Annotated in this window: 12 protein-coding genes; 4 read left to right on the top strand and 8 right to left on the bottom strand. The window is 68.7% G+C overall.

Going from position 1 to position 20,109, the window contains the following annotated elements; genetic code table 11:
- Positions 1-169 precede the first annotated feature (169 nt).
- Positions 170-331, top strand: a complete 162-nt coding sequence (locus NV348_RS17090) for a hypothetical protein (protein WP_218721237.1) — start codon at positions 170-172, stop codon at positions 329-331.
- Between the two features lie 78 nt (positions 332-409).
- Here NV348_RS17090 and NV348_RS17085 read toward each other — a convergent pair whose 3' ends face one another.
- Positions 410-3,742, bottom strand: coding sequence for an arabinosyltransferase domain-containing protein (locus NV348_RS17085; protein WP_447147770.1), 3,333 nt, complete (start codon positions 3,740-3,742; stop codon positions 410-412).
- A 462-nt stretch (positions 3,743-4,204) separates the two neighbouring features.
- On the opposite strand from NV348_RS17085, the gene NV348_RS17080 reads away from it, so the two are divergent.
- The 3 genes from NV348_RS17080 to NV348_RS17070 all read left to right on the top strand — a co-directional run bounded on the left by NV348_RS17080 (position 4,205) and on the right by NV348_RS17070 (position 6,328).
- Positions 4,205-4,852 carry a hypothetical protein gene (locus tag NV348_RS17080; RefSeq protein WP_447147769.1) on the top strand — a complete coding sequence of 216 codons (648 nt, stop codon included), beginning with the start codon at positions 4,205-4,207 and terminating at the stop codon, positions 4,850-4,852.
- A 237-nt stretch (positions 4,853-5,089) separates the two neighbouring features.
- Complete coding sequence (locus NV348_RS17075; protein WP_218721234.1) at positions 5,090-5,587, top strand: peptidylprolyl isomerase; 498 nt, start codon at positions 5,090-5,092, stop codon at positions 5,585-5,587.
- A 174-nt stretch (positions 5,588-5,761) separates the two neighbouring features.
- Positions 5,762-6,328, top strand: a complete 567-nt coding sequence (locus NV348_RS17070) for a Uma2 family endonuclease (RefSeq protein ID WP_218721233.1) — start codon at positions 5,762-5,764, stop codon at positions 6,326-6,328.
- Between the two features lie 106 nt (positions 6,329-6,434).
- Here NV348_RS17070 and NV348_RS17065 read toward each other — a convergent pair whose 3' ends face one another.
- The 7 genes from NV348_RS17065 to NV348_RS17035 form a co-directional block, all read right to left on the bottom strand.
- The gene (locus NV348_RS17065) at positions 6,435-7,979 is read right to left on the bottom strand and encodes an acyl-CoA carboxylase subunit beta (protein WP_447147768.1); all 1,545 of its coding nucleotides are present in this window, start codon (positions 7,977-7,979) and stop codon (positions 6,435-6,437) included.
- Entirely contained in the window at positions 7,976-13,162 is a 5,187-nt protein-coding gene (gene pks13, locus NV348_RS17060) for a polyketide synthase Pks13 (RefSeq protein ID WP_447147767.1), read from the bottom strand. Before pks13 ends, NV348_RS17065 begins: the two co-directional genes overlap by 4 nt.
- A gap of 95 nt (positions 13,163-13,257) precedes the next feature.
- Positions 13,258-15,171: a long-chain-fatty-acid--AMP ligase FadD32 gene (gene fadD32, locus NV348_RS17055; RefSeq protein WP_447147766.1), complete on the bottom strand. Its 1,914-nt coding sequence runs from the start codon at positions 15,169-15,171 to the stop codon at positions 13,258-13,260.
- Between the two features lie 211 nt (positions 15,172-15,382).
- Positions 15,383-16,402: an LLM class F420-dependent oxidoreductase gene (locus NV348_RS17050; protein WP_447147765.1), complete on the bottom strand. Its 1,020-nt coding sequence runs from the start codon at positions 16,400-16,402 to the stop codon at positions 15,383-15,385.
- Positions 16,403-16,619: 217 nt separating this feature from the next.
- A complete protein-coding gene (locus NV348_RS17045; RefSeq protein ID WP_447151066.1) occupies positions 16,620-17,615 on the bottom strand; it encodes a cutinase family protein in 996 nt (331 codons plus the stop codon).
- Positions 17,609-18,124, bottom strand: coding sequence for a DUF732 domain-containing protein (locus tag NV348_RS17040; RefSeq protein WP_447147764.1), 516 nt, complete (start codon positions 18,122-18,124; stop codon positions 17,609-17,611). Before NV348_RS17040 ends, NV348_RS17045 begins: the two co-directional genes overlap by 7 nt.
- 113 nt (positions 18,125-18,237) lie before the next feature.
- Positions 18,238-20,013, bottom strand: a complete 1,776-nt coding sequence (locus NV348_RS17035; protein ID WP_447151065.1) for an alpha/beta hydrolase-fold protein — start codon at positions 20,011-20,013, stop codon at positions 18,238-18,240.
- Positions 20,014-20,109: the final 96 nt, after the last annotated feature.

The following is a 20,109-nucleotide window of genomic DNA, read 5'->3' as shown; positions in this document are numbered from 1 at the left end:
CCCGCGCACCAGCGCGGGTGACTGTGCCAGCGGAAGGGCAGTGACCGGGCGTATACGCGTGTACGGCGCGAAAATCGTAGCGGCCGTTAGCGTTTCGTGTACGTGAAACGCCTGTAAATGCCTGCCGAATGGCCTCCGTCCGCTGGTTTCAGCACGTACCCTGATGGGTATGACAGGAGCCTTCGATGACATGGATCTGCGAGATCTCGTCGAGCTGCTCAGCGATGACGAGAAAAAGGAACTACGACCGGCTGTGATGCGGGTGCTGGATAGATTGCCTTCGCAAGAGGTATTACGTCGCGACCTCAACCGTCGCATGCTCAACGTCTGACTCCTGCTACCCCGCCAACGACCGAAGGCGCGGACCCCACCCAGGTGGGGTCCGCGCCTTCCTACTATCCGGCGTCGGTCAGAACACGCGCAGTGGACCGGGCGTCCACAGGCCGTCGCGGGTCTCGGTGCCCGTCGTCAGCTCGGCCGGCTCGGCCTCGAGGTACTGGTCGTAGCGCTCCAGCGAACCCCAGTCCCGCGCCCAGTCGTCCTTCAGGTAGGTCGGGATGGTGACCCGGCCTGCCAGCATCTGCGAGAAGCCGAGCGGGCCGCCGAACTCCTGGGCCTGCCAGGTGTCGGTCGAGGAGATCGCCAGCGGGCGATCGGGCAGGATGCGGTAGTTCGGCACCTCGGCGACGCCGTTCTTGTGCGCGAACGGCCGCTGGCACGGGAACTGCAGGCCGACGGCCCAGTCCAGCAGCACCGGCTGGGTGCGGCCGATGAAGGTGTCGAGTGTCCGCAGCTCGGGCACCCGCGGCGGGGTGAACGCCAGCCACTGGTCGCCGATCAGGATCGGGTCGTTGGCCAGGATGCGGACCGCGTTCGCCTCGGCGGGCAGATCGGCCAGCGGGACGCGCAGGTTGCGCCAGGACGGGAACGGGCCGATATCGCGCGGCAGGTAGGTGCCCAGCGTGGTGACGCTGCCGTCCGGGTTGCGGGTGCCGTACTCGACGAGCAGCGACTGACCGTACTTGTCGGCGCCGGTGTCGTCCTTGGAGGCGATCCGGCCCGCCGCGGAGATCACGACCAGCGGCGAGTCGTCGGAGCGGGCGGGCAACCCGTACCAGGACGACTCCAGTCGCGCGGGCTGCTGCACGCCCTCCTGGTAGGAGCCGAGGATGGGGGTCTGCGCCGGGTCGAGCCCGAACGGCAGGGCCACGGTCGACCCGTTGACGCCGCGCGCGCCCTCACCGCCGCCGGTGCCCGCGCTCTCGCCTTCGGCGAAGGCCGCGCCGACCGACTGGTTGCTGGTGTTGCCGGTGCCCGGCTTCACCTCGACCGCGTCCGCGGACAGATCGCCCGGCACGCCGTTGGGGGTGAAGCCGACCGAGCCGGTCCCGGCCAGCGGATCGTTCGGGTCGGTGAGCGGCGTGGCCGGATCGACGATCGGGTCGAGCCTGCCGCCGTTCGGGTCCGACTCGACGAGCACGTCGTTGGCCAGGCCGCAGGCGTTGCCGCCGAGCGCGTCGATATTGGAGCGGGCCAGCGAGTACGCCGGGTACTGCTGGGTGGCGCCCTTGACCAGCGACAGCACCTCGAACAGCACCATCAGCCCGACCACGACGGTCAGCGGGATGGCGGCGAACTTGCGGATCCGCCTGCCCCGCACGGTCTTCGCCGACGGTTGCGGCTTCACGTAGTCCTCGCGCAGGGCGTACCAGCCGACCAGCGCCAGCGCCACGCCGAACAGGATCAGCATCACCGTGTTGGAGTTGATCCCGCGCAGCGAGATGGTCTTGTCGAACCACGGCACGCCGTAGCTGGACACGTACCAGTAGCCGTTGATGCCCGAGAACGACAGCGCGAGCACGAACAGCAACCCGGCCAGGAAGATCGCCCGGTTCTTGCGTGAGCGCAGCGCGCTCTGCGAGACGGCCACCGCCGTCACCGCGGCCAGCGAACCCGCGATGCCCGCGTAGGCGCCGAAGTGGTGGGTCCACTTCGTCGGGTTGAACATCATGAAGAAGATCGTGCCGAAGACGATCCCCATCAGCCGCCAGGTCGGGCCCGAGGCGATGCCGGGCACCTGGCGGCGGCGCAGCAGCACCAGCAGCGTGGTGAACAGGCACAGCAGCATCACCAGGAAGGCGAAGCGCCGGGCCAGCGAGCCGTCGACGGTCTCGACGAACATGTAGTAGTAGCGCAGGTAGTCCTCGTACCAGGCCAGGTTCGGGCCGGTGGCCTGACGCACCCGGTTGGCCTCCTGGATCCCGGCGAAGGTCTGGTCGCCGTAGACCACGACCAGCACCAGCAGACCCGCCGAGGCGATCGGGGCCAGCAGCGGCAGCGTGCCGAACTGCCGGTGCCTGCGGACGATGATCCGCACCAGCGGCCGGATGCCTGCCAGCAGCGCGGCCACACACATCAGGCCGGTCGGGGCGGCGGCCAGGGTGAAGGCCGCGATCAGCACCGCGATCCCGGCGGGCAGCAGCCTGCCGGTGGCGATGGCGCGCTCGATGGAGACCCAGGTGAGCAGCGCGCCGAGGGCGACGATCGGCTCCGAGCGCAAGCCGTTGTCGAACGGCAGCCAGAACGCCAGGAACACCAGGCCACCGGTCCACAGCGCCACCTGCGAGCGCTTCACCGCGTTGCCGAGACGGGGCACCACCTCACGGCTGATGACCATCCAGCACAGGATTCCGCACAGCAGCGCGGGCAGGCGCACCCACGGGCTCGCCGTGGAGATCTCGGCGAAGACCTGGATGACGTAGTAGTACCAGCCGAACGGCGCCTCGGGCACGCCGTACCAGCGGAAGTAGTTGGCCATATAGCCCGCGTCGGGGGCCACCCGCACCATCGACAGGATGTAGCCGTCGTCGGAGGTGTTGGCGCCGACGAAATGCCAGACCAGCAGCGTGCTGATGACCGCGCCGTCGGCCCAGGTCGGCTTCAGCCAGTTCTTCGGCAGGAACCGGCGGTGCCCGCGCCCGTCGCTGCCGTCGAGCGCGGCCAGCGCGCCCAGCGCCAGCAGGGTGCACAGCACGGCGGCGATGATCGCGACCAGCTTGATCACCGACGGGCTGGAGGAGAAGCGCGAGTCGATCGTGGAGGTCAGCGACAGGCCCTGCGGGACAGCGCCCTCGAGACTGGAGAACACCCCGACGATCTGCGGCCGCAGATCACCGGCGAGCTGACCCTGCACCGGCACCTGCACGGTCTCGACCGCGCCGGGCTGACCGGGGATCGGCCGCTCGATCTCCTTGGTCATGCCCTCGAAGACCGCCGTGGTGCGGTTCTGGTCGGAGCTGATGACGATCGCGGAGCACTGGTCCATCGCCGCGCGGTCCGCCGAGGCGACGACCGCGTTGCGGTCGACCACGTCGACGGAGGTGTCGGAGACCCGGACGAACAGCGCCTCCAGCGCGGCCCGGTCGCCCTGCGGCGGCGCGGTGGCCAGCAGCATGCCGCCCTGCGCGGGCAGCGTCGCGACCGCCGCGCACGGGATGGTGGCGTTCAGATCGATCGGCACCTGCGACATCAGCGGTGCCTGGATATTGCCGAGCTTGCCGTTCTGCGGCCAGTTCAGCTGCGCGGTCGTCTGGGTGACCGGCAGGAACGGCGTCGCCACCGCGAAGAGGGCGCCGAGGATTCCGGCGACGAGCGCGATCCAGCGCGCGATCCGGAAGTCTTTCGCGGACGCCACCGGTTCGGCGGGTGGCTTGGTGAGAACAGCTGTTGCGGCGTCTGGCACGGTTCGCCATCGTATCCGCACGAGGGTGGTTGTGAGGGGTCGCACGCCATGCCGTCGGACATCGACCGCGCTATGGTGTGAAGTTCAAGCGTTTCATTAAGCGTGCGACGTGCGGCGACTTCCCCGAGCATTGCGGCCACACAGCAGAGCCGAAGGTTCCGGCGCTATGCGAATTCGCTATCGATCCAGGTCCGGGCGAGACGATCGACCGCCGAGCGGGTGCGGCACAGGAGTTTTTCGATGCTACCAGTGTGCACGGTGCATATAGATACGAAAGACGGTAACTGTTACAGAGGGTAACAGTCCCGCATTTTAAAGCCGGAGCCATTTCCCGGAGGCCGAAACGCGAAGGTTCCCGAATGAAATGATAGGCGCGAATAACGCGCTACAGAATTACGGCCTTCGTACTCTTGAACACGACATCTTCACATCCGGAGATGTCGAATTCACCAAGGAGTACGCATGTTCGACAGCAACTTCTTCGCACGCACCGCAGTGGCGACAGCCGGGTGTGCGATCGCGGCCGCATCGCTGGGTATCGGCCCCGCCGCGGCGCAGGCCTCGACGACCGTCAGCCCGGCGGGCGCCGCGGTCCAGGCCACCAACCAGGGTGTGGTCAAGGCCGTGGCGGGTGGCGTCACGATCACCTGCAACACCTCCACCGCGACCGGCTCGGTGCCCGCCGCGCCGGGCAACACCAATCCGAGCGGGCCGGTCACCGTGCCGATCAGCGCGCCCAGCTTCACCGGCTGCTCGACCAGCATGTGGGGCGTCAGCGCGACGGTGACGACGAGCGGCAGCTGGTCGATCACCGGCCAGAACGGCACGCCGATCGCGGGGACGATCAACATCCCGACCGGCGGCATGGTGATCCAGACCAGCGGTCTGGCGTCCTGCAAGGTGGTCGTCGCGCCCACCGCCCCGGCCGCGCTGGCCGGCACCTGGACCAACGGCACCCCGTCCACGGTTCAGGCCACGAATTCCCCGGCGCCCATCAAGGTGACCGGTGGCTTCGGCTGCCCGACCAGCGCGACCACCGGCTCGGTGACCGGTACCTACAAGGTCACCAACACCACCACCCCGGCGGTGCCGATCACGGTCGGCCCCTGATAATTCCGGGGTGAATTCGAAATGACCGGTACGCCGGTTCGAATTCGGTGAATTGCCTGGCTGTGCATAAAAGGAACCCGCGTGCGTCTCGCACTCGCACGCGGGTTCCCCACACATCGTAGGCAATATTCGCGCCGGGTGCCGCCCACCGGGCACCCGGCTGCGATTTCGGCACCGGTCCGCGGCCGTCCGGACCCCGGTCTCTTCCCGGCCCCTCCCCTCCCTAGACTCGATGGCATGACCAAGGTGAATCTCGAAACCAACTACGGACAGATCGTGCTCGAGTTGGACGACCAGGCCGCGCCGAACACGGTCGCCAACTTCGTGAACTATGTGAACGCCGGCCACTACAACGGCACCGTGTTCCACCGCGTCATCCCCGGTTTCATGGTGCAGGGCGGCGGCTTCGAGCCCGGCCTGAAGCAGAAGCCCACGCAGGCGCCGATCCAGAACGAGGCCACCAACGGCCTCAAGAACGACAAGTACACCGTCGCGATGGCCCGCACCAACGACCCGCACTCGGCCACCGCCCAGTTCTTCATCAACGTCTCCGACAACGCCTTCCTCAACCACACCGCCCCCCAGGGCCAGGGCTGGGGCTACGCCGTCTTCGGCAAGGTCGCCGAGGGCACCGAGGTCGTCGACAAGATCGCCGCCGTCTCCACCGGCAACGCGGGCCCCCACCAGGACGTCCCGGTCGACGACGTCATCATCGAATCCGCCACCGTCGCCTGATCTTTCGACGTCGAGTCGGGCCGCCATCGTCGACGACGAGGGCGGCCCGACCCGTAGGACAACCGTGACGGCGCAGCCAGTGAGCACTCGGACCTACATCGAGGAACAGCGCGCTCGAGTAAACTGTGTCCAGCGGGTCGAGCCCGCCCCGATAGTGGCCGGGAGGAGCGCGTGATGACTGCCGAGACAGCGCTGCCCGCGTGGATGCATCAGCAGATCACGGCAGCGGAGTACGACTCCTGGTCCGAGGAGCAGAGTGCGGGTATCGAGATCGTCGACGGGATGGTCGTTGTGAGCCCGAGCGCGTCGAAGCGCCACAACCGGTTGGCCCGGATGCTGGCGAATGCGCTGGATGCCGCATCCGGACCGGACTGGAACGCCGACATCGACTTCGACGTCCGGCTCCAAGATGTTCCGCTCACCAATCGCCGCCCGGACGTCGTGGTCTATCGCGCGGACACCATCGACCTCACGCCTACCCGCCCCGAACATGTGCTGCTCGTCGCGGAAGTTGTCTCGCCCGGTTCGGAGACCACCGACCGGATTGTGAAGGTCGACCAGTACGCCAGGGCCGGCATCGCCTTCTACTGGCGGATCGAACAAGCAGCGACCGGTGTACCGCTGGTCTACACCTACGTCCTCGACCCGGCGACCATGGCCTATCGGACCGGTGACATGTTCACGGGCGTCGTCAAGGTATCGGCTCCGTTCCCCGTGGAGATCGACCTCGGCGCGATCTGATCGCAAGGGTCCGGCCGCCGCCCTCCACTGGCTCGACTATCCCGCCGATCATCACGCGCTGCGGTCATGGCACAACGATATCCACCGTGGTGCGAGCTGACAGGTACTACAGCGGCAGGACGTGGTGCTTGCGGGGGTTGCGCTGGATCTTCTTGTCCTGGAGCAGCTTCAGGGCCCGGCGGATTTCGAGGCGGGTGGTGGCGGGTTCGATGACCGCGTCGATGAAACCGCGTTCGGCGGCTACCCAGGGGGTGGCGATATTGGCGTTGTAGAAGTCGATGAGGTTTTGGCGGATGGCGGCGCGCTGGTCTTCGGGGGCGGCGGCGATCTGGGCCGCGCCGAGGAGGCTGACGGCGCCCTCGGCGCCCATGACGGCGAGGCGGGCGGTGGGCCAGGCGAGGTTGATGTCGGCGCCGAGCTGCTTGGAGCCCATCACCGCGTAGCCGCCGCCGTAGGACTTGCGGACCACCAGGGTGATCTTGGGGACCGAGGCTTCCACGTAGGAGAACAGGAAGCGGCCGCCGCGCTTGATCACGCCGACCTTCTCCTGCTCGACGCCGGGCAGGAAGCCGGGGGTGTCGACGACGAAGATCAGCGGGATCTCGAACGCGTCGCACAGGCGCACGAAATGCGAGGCCTTGTCCGAGGCGCGCGCGTCGAGGGCGCCGGCCGAGGCCAGCGGCTGGTTGGCGACGACGCCGACGGTGCTGCCGTCGACGCGGGAGAAACCGGTGATGATGTTCTGGCCGGTCTCGGCGCTGATCTCCTTGAACTCACCGTCGTCGAAGATGCGCAGCAGGATGTCGTGCATGTCGTAGCCGGCGTTGTCCGAATCCGGCATGAGCGTGTTCAGCTCGCGATCGGAATCGGTGATCTCCGGTTCCAGACCGGGATTCACCACCGGCGGCAGCTCCTGGCAGCTGCTCGGCATGTAGCCCAGGTACTCGCGCACCCAGGCGAACGCCGCGTCCTCGTCCTTGGCGACGTGGTGGATGTTGCCGTACTCGGCCTGCGTGCGCGCACCGCCGAGCTCCTCGAGGCTGACGTCCTCGCCGGTGACCTCTTTGATGATCTTCGGACCGGTGACGAACATATGCGCCGACTCGGTCGCCACCACCACATCGGTGCAGATCGGCTCGTACACCGCGCCACCGGCGCAGTTGCCGAGGATCAGCGAGACCAGCGGCACCATGCCCGACAGCGGCTCGAGATTGGTCGCCATCCAGGCGTACCAGGCCAGCGAGCTGATCGCCTCCTGCACGCGCGCGCCGCCGGAGTCGTTGATACCGACCAGCGGAATGCCGACCTTGGACGCGTACTGCATGATGCCGCACAGCTTGCGGCCGAACGCCTCACCGACCGAACCGCCGTAGACGGTCTGATCGTGTGAGAACACCGCCACCGGACGGCCCTCGACCAGACCGTGCCCCACGACGACGCCGTCACCGTAGAGCGCGGTCGGGTCGCCGGGCTTGCGCACCAGTGCGCCGATCTCGACGAAGGTGCCCGGGTCCATCAACATGTTGATGCGATCCCTGGCGCTGGGAATGCCCTTCCGCGCGCGCTTCTCGATCCCCTTCGCGCCTGCGGGCTCTTTGGCGAGCTCGAGGCGCTGCTGTAGATCGACAAGCTTTTCGGCGGTAGTGCTCACTTCTCTCCCTTGGCGGAAATCGCGGCCAGCTTGGCGGCGAGGTCGGCACCGATCTGGCCGATCCGCGGTTCGTCCACGATCTGGAGGTGGTCGCCCGGGATGTGGACGATCTCCAGGTTCGGGACGTACTCGTCCCAGCCGCCGTTGGGCTTGCGATCGGCGAAGCGGGGCTCGAGCTCGATCGCACCGTCGTGGTAGCGATCGGCCAGGTAGAGCACCACGTCACCGTCGTACTTGCGGGGGCGCACCTGCTGCAGCGCGCGGTTCTCGATCCAGGAGGTGCGCTGGTGTTCGAGCACACCACCGGGGATCTTCGCGCCCGACAGCTTGATCAGGTCGCTGATCATCGAGAACTGCTCGGCGTCGGAGGCCGCCGCCAGTTCCTCGATCTGCTCGCGGTCGAGCTCGGCGGGAACGTTGTAGGTCTTCTTGGCGAAGGCCTGGTAGCGCTCGAGGCGGCGCACGCGCTCCTCGGGGCTGTTGTCCTCGTCCTCGACGGTCATCGCGAGGTCGATCAGGCCGACGTAGCGCACGTCGGCGCCTTCCTCGCGCAGCAGCTGACCGACCTGCAGCGCCAGCACGGCGCCCAGCGACCAGCCGTACAGCACGTACGGACCCTGGCCCTGGATCTTGCGCAGCTCGGGCAGGTACTGCCGGGCACGTTCCTCGATCGAGCCGTCGACCCGCTCGATGCCGTACATCGGGGTGTCGGCGGGCAGGCGCTTGAGCAGCGGCTCGTAGACGAGGGTGTTGCCACCGGCCGGGTGGAAAACGAATACCGGTGTGGCGGTGGAACCCTCGACGCGGGCCCGCAGCGGACGGATGAAGCCGTCCACATCGGCGCCGCTGTCCTGCAGGTTGCGCACGATCTCGGAGAGCTGCTCGATGGTCTCGCAGTCGAGCACGTCGTCGACGGTGACCTCCGCGCCCACCCGCTCGGTGAGGCGAGCCGCCATCTTCTCGGCGACCTCCTCTTCCAGGATCGGGAGGGTGTTGAAGATGCCGCCCGGCGAGGTGCCGGTGACCACGGCCCAGGTCGCGTAGGCGAGCCGCTCGGCAGCGTCACGTGGCGGAACGTTGTCCTCGTCCCCGGCCGGAGCCGAGTAGTCGACGTCCGGCGTCACCGGCTCGGCGACCGCAGGCGCAGCCACCTCGGCAACCGGCTCCGCCGAAACAGCTTCGGCGACGCCACCTTCCGACGGCAGCTCCGCACCGGCGGCCTTGGCCGCAGCCAGCGGATCCCCACCGGCCGCGATCGCCGCGCGCGCGGCTTCGACGAAGTTGGCGTCCACGCCGATCTCGACGTCTTCACCGGCCGCCTTGGCCGCGGCCTGCTTCTCCGCCATCGCCGCGACCTCGTCGCGGTGCTCGATCGCGTAGCGCAGCACCTTGGCGACCTCGTTGAGGCTGGCGTCGCGCACGGCCGAGACCTGCAGCTGCGGGATGTCGAACTCGTACTCGACGCGGTTCTTGATGCGCATCGCCATCAGCGAGTCCAGGCCCAGCTCCATCAGCGGGATCTCCATCGGGAGGTCCTCGACGGCGTAGCCCATGGACTCGGCGACGATCACGCACAGCCGCTGCTCGACGGTCTCGCTGCCCTTGGGGTCCCAGCGGTCGCTGGTCGCCACGGCCACCTCGGCCGCGGTCGGCGCGGCGACGGCGGCCGGGACGGCCTCGGCGGCAACGGGTTCGGGCAGCGCGGCACCGGAGGTGACGACCGCGTCGAACAGCAGCGTGAAACCGGTGGCGCCCTTGGCGTGCACCTGCACCGACGCGCCACCGAGGTGCGGGGTGAGGGTGGTGGTCAGGGTGCCGGTGCTCGGCAGCGCGGCGTGCGGGTGCGAGACCGACACGGCGACATCGGAGAGCACCTGCGCGGCAGCGGCTTTCACCAGCGCGGCCAGGTCGGTGACCGAGCCGGCCTGCACCTCCCAGGCGTGCCGGCCGTCGGGCATGGCGACGTGCGCGCCGGGCACCCGGGTGTTACCGCGACCCGAGGACATCGCGACCTTGGGCCAGTACTCCTTGCGCACGAACGCGGTCCGCGGCACGTCGGCGTAATCGCCTTCGGGCAGCAGCGAACTCAGGTTCACGGCGTGGCCGTGCACGTAGAGCTGGGCGAGCGCGCCGATGACGCCGGCGGACTCGTCCTCCTTGCGCTTGAGCGTCGGGATGAGCTGCGCGTCGTGCACGCCCGCGGCGAAGGTGGTGCCAAGGACCTGCATCAGCGCGACGGAGTTGGGCGCCAGCTCCAGGAACGTGGTGTGCCCGGAGTCGACGGCGGCCTTGATCGCGTTGGTGAAGTACACCGCGTGGCGCATGTTCTTCACCCAGTAGGGCTCGTCGTGGATCGGCTCGGTGCCGGGCTTGAAGTACAGGCCCTCGTGCACGGTCGAGTACAGGCCGGTCTTCAGCGAGGTCGGCTCGATGCCGGCCAGTTCGGCGGCCAGCTCGCCGAGCAGCGGGTCCATCTGCGAGGTGTGCCCGGCGCCGCGGGTGGGCAGAATGCGAGCAAACTTGCCCATGCCCTCCACCTCGGCGACGATCTGCTCGACCTGCTCGCGCGGGCCGCCGATGACGGTGTTGGTCGGCGCGGCGTACACCGCGCACTCCACGTCGGGGAAGCGCGGCAGCAGCTCGGCGACATCGTGGGCGCTGAGTTCGACCAGCGCCATATTGCGCACGTCGTCCTCGGTGATCATCTGCTCGCCCTCGCCCATCAGGCGCGAGCGGGCGCAGATCACGCGCACCGCGTCTTCCAGGCTCAGGCCGCCCGCGATGTACGCGCCCGCGACCTCACCCATCGAATGACCGACCACCGCTGCGGGTTCCGCGCCGTGGGCGCGCAGCACCGCGGCCAGACCCAGCTGGGTGGTGAAGATGCCGACCTGGCAGGTGCCGACGTCGTAGTCCTGCTCGTCGTCGAGGAACATCTCGCGGATCGAGTAGCCCGCCTCGTCCTGCACCAGCAGGTCGACCTCGTCGACGGTCGCGCGGAAGATCGAGTTCTCGGTGTAGAGCTGCTTGGACATCTTGCGGTGCTGCGCGCCGAAGCCGCACATCACCCAGACGGGGGCGTTGGTCGCCGGGGAATCGGCGGTGAACACGCCGGCGCCGGGCTTGCCCTCGGCGATCGCGCGCAGGCCGGCGACGGCCTCGGCGTGCGTCTTGGCCAGCACCACGCCGCGCGAACGCTGGTGGCTGCGCTTGGCCAGCGAGCGGGCGACGTCGACCAGCGGCACGTCCTTGCCCGGGCCCGCCAGCCAGTCGGCCAGCTCGGCGGCGGCACGCTTGCGGCGCGAGGGCAGGTAGGCCGACACGGCGATGATCACCGGCAGCGGCTCGGCGCGCTCGCCGTCCCACTCGACGACGACCGGCTGCTCCGGCTCGGCGGCGGCCGCGGTGATCGCGGTGGCCTCGGCGACCACGTCGGTGGTCTCCTCGCCCTCGACCGCCTCGGCGGCGACCTGCTCGACCGTCACGTCCTCGACGACCGGCGGCGACGGCACGTACTCCTGGAGCACGACGTGGGCGTTGGTGCCACCGAAGCCGAAGCCGGAGATGCCGACGGTCGCGACGCCGCTGTAGCGCGGGTACTCGGTCGGCTCATCGACGACCTTGAGGTTGGCCTGCTCGAACGGGATGTACGGGCTCGGGCCCGCGTAGTTGATGTTCGGCGGAATCACGTTGTGCTGGAACGACATCAGCACCTTGGCCAGGCTCGCCGCGCCCGCGCCGGATTCCAGGTGGCCGAAGTTGGTCTTGGCGGAGCCGAGCAGGGCGGGCTTGTCGGCGTCGCGGCCGCGGCCGACGATGCGAGCCAGCGCCTCGGCCTCGATCGGGTCGCCGATCGGGGTGCCGGTGCCGTGCGCCTCGATGTAGTCGACGGTGGCGGGGGCGATGCCGGCGTCGCGGTAGGCGGCGCGCAGGACGTCGGCCTGGGCCTCCGGGTTCGGGGCGAACAGGCCGTTGGAGCGGCCGTCGGAGTTCACCGCGGAACCCTTGATCACACCGAGGATGTTGTCGCCGTCGCGCTCCGCGTCGACCAGGCGCTTGAGCACGACCAGACCGGCGCCCTCGGAGCGGACCATGCCGTCGGCGTCGTTGGAGAACGCCTTGATGTGACCGTCCTTGGCGACCGCGCCGTTCTTCTCGAAACCGAGGGTGATGACGGGGGCCAGGATCATGTTCACGCCACCGGCCAGCGCCACGTCGGCGTCGCCCTCGCGCAGCGCGCGCACGGCCTGGTGGACCGCGACGATGGTCGAGGAGCAGGCGGTGTCGACGGTGACCGACGGGCCACGGAAGTCGAAGAAGTAGGAGACGCGGTTGGCGATGATGCCGGTCGACGCGCCGAGCAGGGCGTAGGCCTCCGCCGAGATCGGCAGGCTCGGGTCACGATCGCCGAGGCCGAGCGAGGCGATCAGCTGGAAATCGCTGCTGGACGAGCCGACGAACACGCCGACCTTCTCGCCCTTGAGCTCGCTGGCCGGGATGCGCGCGTGCTCGAGCGCCTCCCAGGTGAGCTCCATCATCAGACGCTGCTGCGGGTCGACACGCTCGACCTCGACCGGCGACATCGCGAAGAACTCGGCGTCGAAGCCCTTGACCACGTCCTGGTCCAGGTAGCCGCCGAGGGTGTTGGACTCGCTGACGGTCTGCGCCACTCCGGGATCACCCAGGAACTCCGACCAGCGACCCTCCGGCAGCTCACGGATCGCGTCACCGCGACCGATGATGAACTCCCAGGTCGACTCCGGGGTGCTGCCCGCGCCTGGCAGCCGGGTCGACAGGCCGACCACGGCGATGTCGTGCGTCTCGCCGGGGGCGTAGGTGGCGTAGAAGGCGTCGTCGGCATCCTCGGCGGGCAGCTCCGGCTCGCCGTTGATGATGACCTCGGCCAGCGAGGCGATCGTCGGATGCTGGTAGACCACCGTCGGGGTGAGCACGACGCCGGTCAGGTCCTCGATGTCGCCACCGAGGGCGAGAGCATCGCGCGAGGCCAGTCCGAACTCCTCCATCGGCCGGTCGACGGTGATCGCGTCGATCGACTGCCCGGTCGCGTCGGCGACCCATTTGCGCAACCATTCGCGCAGCTCGGCGACCGAAAGATCACCCGCCGGGGTGGTCGGCGCGGGAACTTCGGGGTTCTGGGTGGGCGTGCCCTCGTTGTCAGCCATCAATTCCTCAAGCTACCTGTCTGCGTACAGGGCGCGCCGTGGAATGACGCCCGACGTGCACTCACGCCGGGCGTCGATCCGATCCGGTCGGCCGATTACTCTTCCGGTGCATCGGGGAAAGCCTGCTGGGTGTAACCACCGCGCAGCGTTCCCTCGAGGTAGGCGGCCTTGCAGGCCCGCCGGGCGATCTTTCCGCTGGAGGTACGCGGGATGGAACCCGCGGGGACGAGCAGGATGTCACGAGCGGTCACACCGTGCCGCAGCGAGACCGCCGCGCGCACCGCGTCGGCGATCGGGGCCGGGTCGGCCTTGCCCGCGCCGGGACCACGCTCGGCCACGATGACCAGCTGCTCGGACGCGTCGTCGGCGTCGAACTTCAGACCGGAGTGGCTGTCTGCGACGAAGACCTCGGCGGGCAGCTGGTTGGCGGGCACCGCGAAGGCGGCGACGAAACCGGGCCGCAGCGCCTTGGAGGCCTCCTGCGCGGAGTACTCCAGGTCCTGCGGATAGTGGTTGCGGCCGTCGACGATCACCAGGTCCTTGACGCGACCGGTGATGAAGAGCTCACCTTCGAAGTAGACGCCGAAGTCGCCGGTGCGCATCCAGTCCGCGTCGGCGGCGGTGCCCTCGGTGTGCCCACCCGGCTGACGGTCGGTGACCCGGTTGCGGAAGGTCTTGGTCGACTCGTCGGGGCGTCCCCAGTAGCCGATGCCCATGTTGTTGCCGTGCAGCCAGATCTCTCCGACCTGGCCGTCGGGCAGCTCGCGGCCGCCGTCGGGGCCCTCCACCGACTCGGGGTCGATGATCGCGGCCCACTGCGACAGTCCCACGTAACCGCAGGAGACCTGGGCGATGGCGTTCTCGGCGGACTGCTCCACGCGGACCATCCGGCCCTTGTTGAGCTCGTCGCGGTCGACGTAGATGTACTTGGCTTCGTCCTCGGCCTTGGTCGCCGAGACGAACAGCGTCGCCTCCGCCATGCCGTAGCAGGGCTTGATCGCGGTCTTGGGCAGGCCGTACGGGGCGAACGCCTCGTTGAACTTCTTCATCGACGAGACCGTCACCGGCTCGGAGCCGTTGATCAGGCCGATCACGTTCGACAGGTCCAGCGACTCGCCCGCCTTCGGCACACCACGCGCGGCGGCGTGCTCGAACGCGAAGTTCGGCGCGGCCGCGAACGTGCCCGCACCGTCGGAGACGGCGGCCAGCTCGTTGATCCAGCGCGCGGGGCGGCGCACGAAGGCGCTCGGCGACATGATGGTGATGAACTTGCCGCCCACCGCGGGCAGGATGACCGTCAGCAGGCCCATGTCGTGGAACAGCGGCAGCCAGGTGACACCGCGCGAGTTCTCGTTCATGTTCAGCGAGTCGATCATCTGCAGCAGGTTGGTACCGACCGCGCGATGGGTGATCTCCACACCGGCGGGCACCCGGGTCGAACCCGAGGTGTACTGCAGGTAGGCGATGTCGTCGATCGCGGTATCGGGACGCACCCACGACTCACCGAGCGTGTCGGGAATCGCGTCGACCGCGATGATGCGTGGACGCTGGGCCGCGGGCAGCGAGCGGAAGAACTGGCGGACACCGGCAGCCGACGACGTCGCGGTGAGGATCGCCGAGGGCTCGCAGTCGCCGAGAACGGCGTGCAGCCGGTCGGTGTGACCGGGTTCGTCCGGATCGAACAGCGGCACCGAGATGGTGCCCGCGTAGATCGCGGCGAAGAAGGAGATCACATAATCCAGTCCCTGCGGCGCGAGGATCGCGACCCGGTCGCCCGGGTTGGTCACCTGCTGCAGGCGAGCGGCCACCGCGCGCAGCCGAACTCCGAACTCCTGCCAGGTCAGCTCGTGCACCTCGCCGTCGCGCTCGCGCGAGTAGTCGATGTAGCGGTACGCGAGCGTGTTCGCATCGTTACGGGTGTGCTTCTCGACGTGATCGACCAGGGTTCGACCCTCGGGAATGCTGATGTTCCCGGTCTCGTCCAGGTAGTCGTCGAAAGTCTGTTCCATTCCTTCTTCTCCTCCGAGGCCCGGACACCGGTGAATTCTCTCAACGCATTGCCGCGTTGACACCTGTGAGGCCCCGACTCGCTATCGCCACCGGTCGCAGGACGACGCAGTGCGTACGTCACAGCAACCTGCGGATTTTCGAGCGGTCTGCGCGGTGACCGCTATCGGCTAGATGTTCTCAAACCAGAGTCATGTTACAGAGAACCCCCGCTCAGTCCTCCCGCAGCAGCGGAATGACAGGCGCGAAAGCGTCCATCTGGGTGGGGAAGATGCCCACATAGGACATCGACGTGAGTTCGCGCACACGCTTGACCTGTTCGGCGATCTCCTCGAAGGTGCCGATCGCGATGTAGGGCGAACTCAGGATCTGCTCGGCGGTGAGCTCCACGTCGACCTCGAGATCGGGGTGCAGGCCGCGTTCGATCGCGCGCAGCGCCATCTCCGCGGTCTTCTCCCGGTCGTCGGTGATGACGATCGCGGTGATCGCCCAGTTCAGTTCGATGTCGGCGAACCGGTCGCCGGCAGCCTCCTTGACGATATTGACCTTCTCGATCGTCTTCTCCAGCGTGATGCCGGACAGCAGACCCTTTCCGTTCTTGGTGGTCTGCGGGACGATCGAGACGATATCGGCGTGCTTGGCCGCGAGGGCGAGCATCTTCGGGCCACCGCCACCGGTGCACAGCGGGGGACGAGGGCCCTGCCGCGGTCGGGGGGTGCCCTTGATGCCACGCACCTGGTAGTGCTTGCCCTCGAAGTTGCACTCCTGGCCACGCAGCAGCGTGTCCAGAATGGTCAGCGACTCGTCGAGCTTCTCCAGCCGGATGCCGGGACGCTCGTACGGGATGCCCGCGTTCTCGAACTCTTCCTTGATCCAGCCCGCGCCGACGCCGACCTCGAGCCTGCCCTTGGACAGCACGTCGATGGTGGCCAGGTCCTTGGCCAGCACGACGGGGTGCCGGAAACCGTTCGCCAGCACCGAGGTGCCGAGCCGGATCTTGTCGGTCGCCTGGGTGAGTGCGCCCAGCGCCGCGATCGGACCGATCTGGTCGCCCAGGTGATCGGGGACGACGAAGGTGTCGTACCCCATCTCCTCGGCCTGCTGCGCAGTCTGGACGAACTTGCGTGCGCCGCCCTCCTGCTTGTTGCCCTCGCCCGCCGCCGCGAAGCGGAACGGACGCAGCGGCGTACCCAGCGCGGTCGACTCACCGACGGGTGCGGCAGCTTCGGTCATGAACTCATCGCTCCTGGCTGTTGCACGCTGGGCGTGCTAGGCGGTGTATTCGGGCCACCGGCTACTCCGCGGTAGCAGAGAAGTCGGCGCGATCATCAGCGCACTTTACAGCGTGTGGGCGAATGGGAGTGCGGATGTCACAGCGAGGCATGATCCATGGCAATCACACACCCGCTGTGACTGTGACAACTCCGCCGATCCGCGCCGCGGGGAACACTCAGGAATGCGGGGGGTACGGCGCGTTCTCGATGAGTCCGGCCGCCCAGTTCACCGTCCACTGGGTGGCGGTGGTGCCCTGCCCGTCCACGGTGTTGGTGGCGTAGAGCGCGTGCACCGGGTTGCCCGCCGAGCGGATCAGCGCGGCAAGGCTGCCCAGCGCGTTGGCCGGGTTGAGGGCCTCGCGCGGGGCGTCGCAGATCATGTCGCCGGGCGCGCAGATCGAGTTCACCTTCGATGCCAGCGAGCCGAAACCACCGGGCCGCGGGCCGGTCATGCTGATACCGGGCACGTTGACCCCCTCGAGCGCCACCTCGGCGCCCTGGCCCGCCGGCGGCGGATCGCCGATCTCGGTGGGCTGACCGGGGCCGTTGTCGGCGGTGCGGCGGCCGTCGGCGATCACCGTCACGCCGAGCACCTTGTCGGCCGGGACCGGACCGTTGCCCATACCGATCTGCGCGGCGATGTCACCGGCGATGACGGCGCCCTGCGAGAAACCGGCGATGACGTAGGTGGTCAGCGGGCACTGCTGGTGCCGCTGGGCCAGGATGTCGGTCGCCCGCGCGGTGCCCTCGGTGCGGCTGTTGTTGTAGGAGGCCTGCCCGTCCGGCGGGAACGCGATCGGGTTCGAGAACTGCGCCACGTAGGGCACCGTGTACACCTCGAGCCGGTTGTCCGGGAACTGCGCCCGCAGCGGCCCCGACACGCTGAGCATCAGCGAGATCGGGTTGGCGCTCGGGTTGTACGGATCGTCCGCGCTCGCCGACTCCCAGGTGCCGGGGATCGAGAGCAGCATCACATCGGGACAGTCCGCCGACTGCGACGTCGGTGGCGGCGGCCCGGGCGGCGTCGGCCCCGGCTCCCGCAACCGCCCCGCGAGCAGATACCAGAGCAGCACGATGACGATGATCGCCAGGACGAGCAGCGCCAGCACGGTCAGGCACCCCGCAGGCCAGAGCCTGCGGGTGCGTCGCGTCGGTCGGGGGTTCACTAGCAGTAGGTGGCGGTCGCGGCGGCGATGTAGACCTGAGCTGCCTTGTTGACGTCCATCTTGGACTCGTCGAACGCGGTGTCGGTGCCCGCGATCGCCGCGACGTACGGGGCGATATCGGCATCGGAGGCACCGGTGGCCCGGCTGGAGCAGATGTAGCCCGCCGCGGTCAGCGCGATATCCGGGCTGGCCGGGTTGATCCCGTTCTTGCTCAGCTCGGCCAGGAACGCCTTGTCCTTGTCGGAGGCAGGCGCGGACTCGGGCGTGGGCTCCGGCGCGGCCTGCGGCTGCTCGGGCGCGGCGGAGGACTCCGGCGCGGCGCTCGACGTCGTCGCGTGGTCACCGTGGCCGCCCGGCGTGGTCGCCTGGGACGTGGCCGAGGCGGCGGCGCTCGCACTCGAGGAGAGGGTGGGCGTCTGCGACGCGGTCGAGTCGTTGCCGCCACAGGCGGACAGCAGGGCGACGGCAGCCAGGGCCGCGACCGATCCGGCAGCCTTGCCAGGAATCCGATGCATGAAGATGTCTTTCCTCGATCGTTCGTCAGGGAAGCGGTCGCAGACCAGGCTAGCCGGACATCTGGGGACGCCGGGTACCGCGCGGCGAAGCTCAGAGAGTTCTCAGTCCGGGCTCACACCCCGTGAACTTCGGATTTGCCGTCCCGCACCACGATGAACCCGGTCTGAAAATTCTGCTGGATCCCGCCGGGGACGGTGAATTCGTCGCTGACCGGATACCCCAGCCTGCCGTTCTCGAACCCCTGTGCGCCCCAGGCGTCGGCGACCGCGCCGTTGCGCACCGACCACGCGCCCGAGAGCGGGCTCCAGTAGATGTTGCCGCCCTCGAACCGGCTGTACCGGCCGAGATCCTTCAGCGGCGCCTCCTCGGCGACCGGGAAGCCCAGCGGGCTCGTCTCGAAGCCGAGCCCCGCGTATTTGTCCAGGATGAAGCCCTGCACCCGGTGCGCGCCGGTGGCCGGGCTGTAGAACATGGGGCCGTGCTCGAAGGCCTGCACCGAACCGTCGCGGCTGGGCGTGCGCGCCTCGGCGGCAACGGGATACCCGGCCGGACCGCGCTCGTAGCCCTGCTTGCCCCACTCCGCCAGGAACGCGCCGCGTATCACCTGCGCGCCGGTCTCCGGCGTCCAGTAGATCGAGCCGCCCTCGAAGGTCTGCATGCGGCCACGGCCGTCCGGCAGGCCCTGCTCGCCACCGGTCGGCATGCCGAGCGGCGACGACGGCCCGCCGACACCGGCGTACGTGCCGCCGATCCGGCCCGCCACCGCGTGCGCGCCGGTCGCGGCGGAATGGAACACCCGCCCGTTCTGGAAGTCCTGCACCATGCCCGCCGCCACCGGATACTCCGCCGTCAGGCAGTTGCCCAGCCACGCCGCGGCCTGGGCGACCGGACCGATCGCGCCGCCGGTACCGCACGCGGTGCCGCCGGGATCGGTGCCGAGCGCGGCGGCGGCCTGCGGCCACGACTGCCGCATCTCGAAATCCCAGTACGGCCACGTATGTGTGCCCGCGGGACGGTAATTGGCCTGCACCGGGATCGCCAGCTTCTCCAGCTTGGCGACGAAGTTCTCGGTCGACAGCCGCGACAGGATCTCCAGACCGGTACCGGCCCAGTTCTCGCTCAGCAGCGGCACCTCGCCCAGCTGATCGTGACTGCCCGCCAGGCCGCTGCCGCTGGAGACGTACATGCTCACACCTTTGAGCTTGTCGGCCAGCAGATAGGGATCGTGCGCCGCCCACTCCGGCCCGCCGGGCGGTCCCCACATCGACGCCGCGTCGAAGCCGCCCGCGTCCTTGTTGGCGAAGGTGATCGCCTGCGGCATTCCGAGAGTCGTGGTGGTCAGCAGGCCCGAATACGAGGCCACGTACTTCATCAGGCCGGGATTGCGGCCCGCCAGGTTCATCGCGGCCGTGCCGCCCATCGAAAGGCCCTGCACGCCACGCACATCCGTGGTGCGCCAATCGCGTTCGAGCAGCGGCGGGAGTTCCTTGGTCAGGAACGTCTCCCACTTGTAGGTGCGTCCGTTGTCGGGCGCGAGCCAGTCGGAGTACCAGCTGGACTGGCCGCCGACCGGCAGCACCACGTTGACGTTCTTGTCGGCGAAGAAGCCCTCCGCGTCGGCGTCCTTGGTCCAGCCGTTCTCGTCGTCCTGGGCGCGCAGACCGTCGAGCATCAGCAGCATCGGGAACTTGGCGTCGGGGCGGACGTTCCAGTCGCGCGCCAGCAGCATCTGCACCTGGATGGGCGTGTTCATGGCGGGCGAGTACACCCACATCGCCACCCGGCGATCCGAGAGCCATTCCACCCGTTGCACGCCCGCGACGCCTGTCTGCGCCTGGGCGGGTACCGCGACTGTCGGCGCGAGCAGCGCCGCGGTCATCGCCGCCATGCCGAGGATCCGCCGCATCGGCGCTCGGACACGATGTTTCAACACGCGCGACCCTCCTCATCCCCGCCCTGGGACTGCCTCATCGTTCGTTGTACC

The organism is Nocardia fodinahabitans (assembly GCF_052983615.1).
This window is presented reverse-complemented; position numbering and strand designations above follow the sequence as displayed.

What these genes read in the sequence shown, in the direction of transcription:
- NV348_RS17040 (WP_447147764.1), bottom strand. Translation starts at nt 18,124, where the DNA reads ATGCATCGGATTCCTGGCAAGGCTGCCGGATCGGTCGCGGCCCTGGCT.
- pks13 (WP_447147767.1), bottom strand. Translation starts at nt 13,162, where the DNA reads ATGGCTGACAACGAGGGCACGCCCACCCAGAACCCCGAAGTTCCCGCG.
- NV348_RS17050 (WP_447147765.1), bottom strand. Translation starts at nt 16,402, where the DNA reads ATGACCGAAGCTGCCGCACCCGTCGGTGAGTCGACCGCGCTGGGTACG.
- NV348_RS17080 (WP_447147769.1), top strand. Translation starts at nt 4,205, where the DNA reads ATGTTCGACAGCAACTTCTTCGCACGCACCGCAGTGGCGACAGCCGGG.
- NV348_RS17090 (WP_218721237.1), top strand. Translation starts at nt 170, where the DNA reads ATGACAGGAGCCTTCGATGACATGGATCTGCGAGATCTCGTCGAGCTG.
- NV348_RS17035 (WP_447151065.1), bottom strand. Translation starts at nt 20,013, where the DNA reads ATGGCGGCGATGACCGCGGCGCTGCTCGCGCCGACAGTCGCGGTACCC.
- NV348_RS17075 (WP_218721234.1), top strand. Translation starts at nt 5,090, where the DNA reads ATGACCAAGGTGAATCTCGAAACCAACTACGGACAGATCGTGCTCGAG.
- fadD32 (WP_447147766.1), bottom strand. Translation starts at nt 15,171, where the DNA reads ATGGAACAGACTTTCGACGACTACCTGGACGAGACCGGGAACATCAGC.
- NV348_RS17070 (WP_218721233.1), top strand. Translation starts at nt 5,762, where the DNA reads ATGACTGCCGAGACAGCGCTGCCCGCGTGGATGCATCAGCAGATCACG.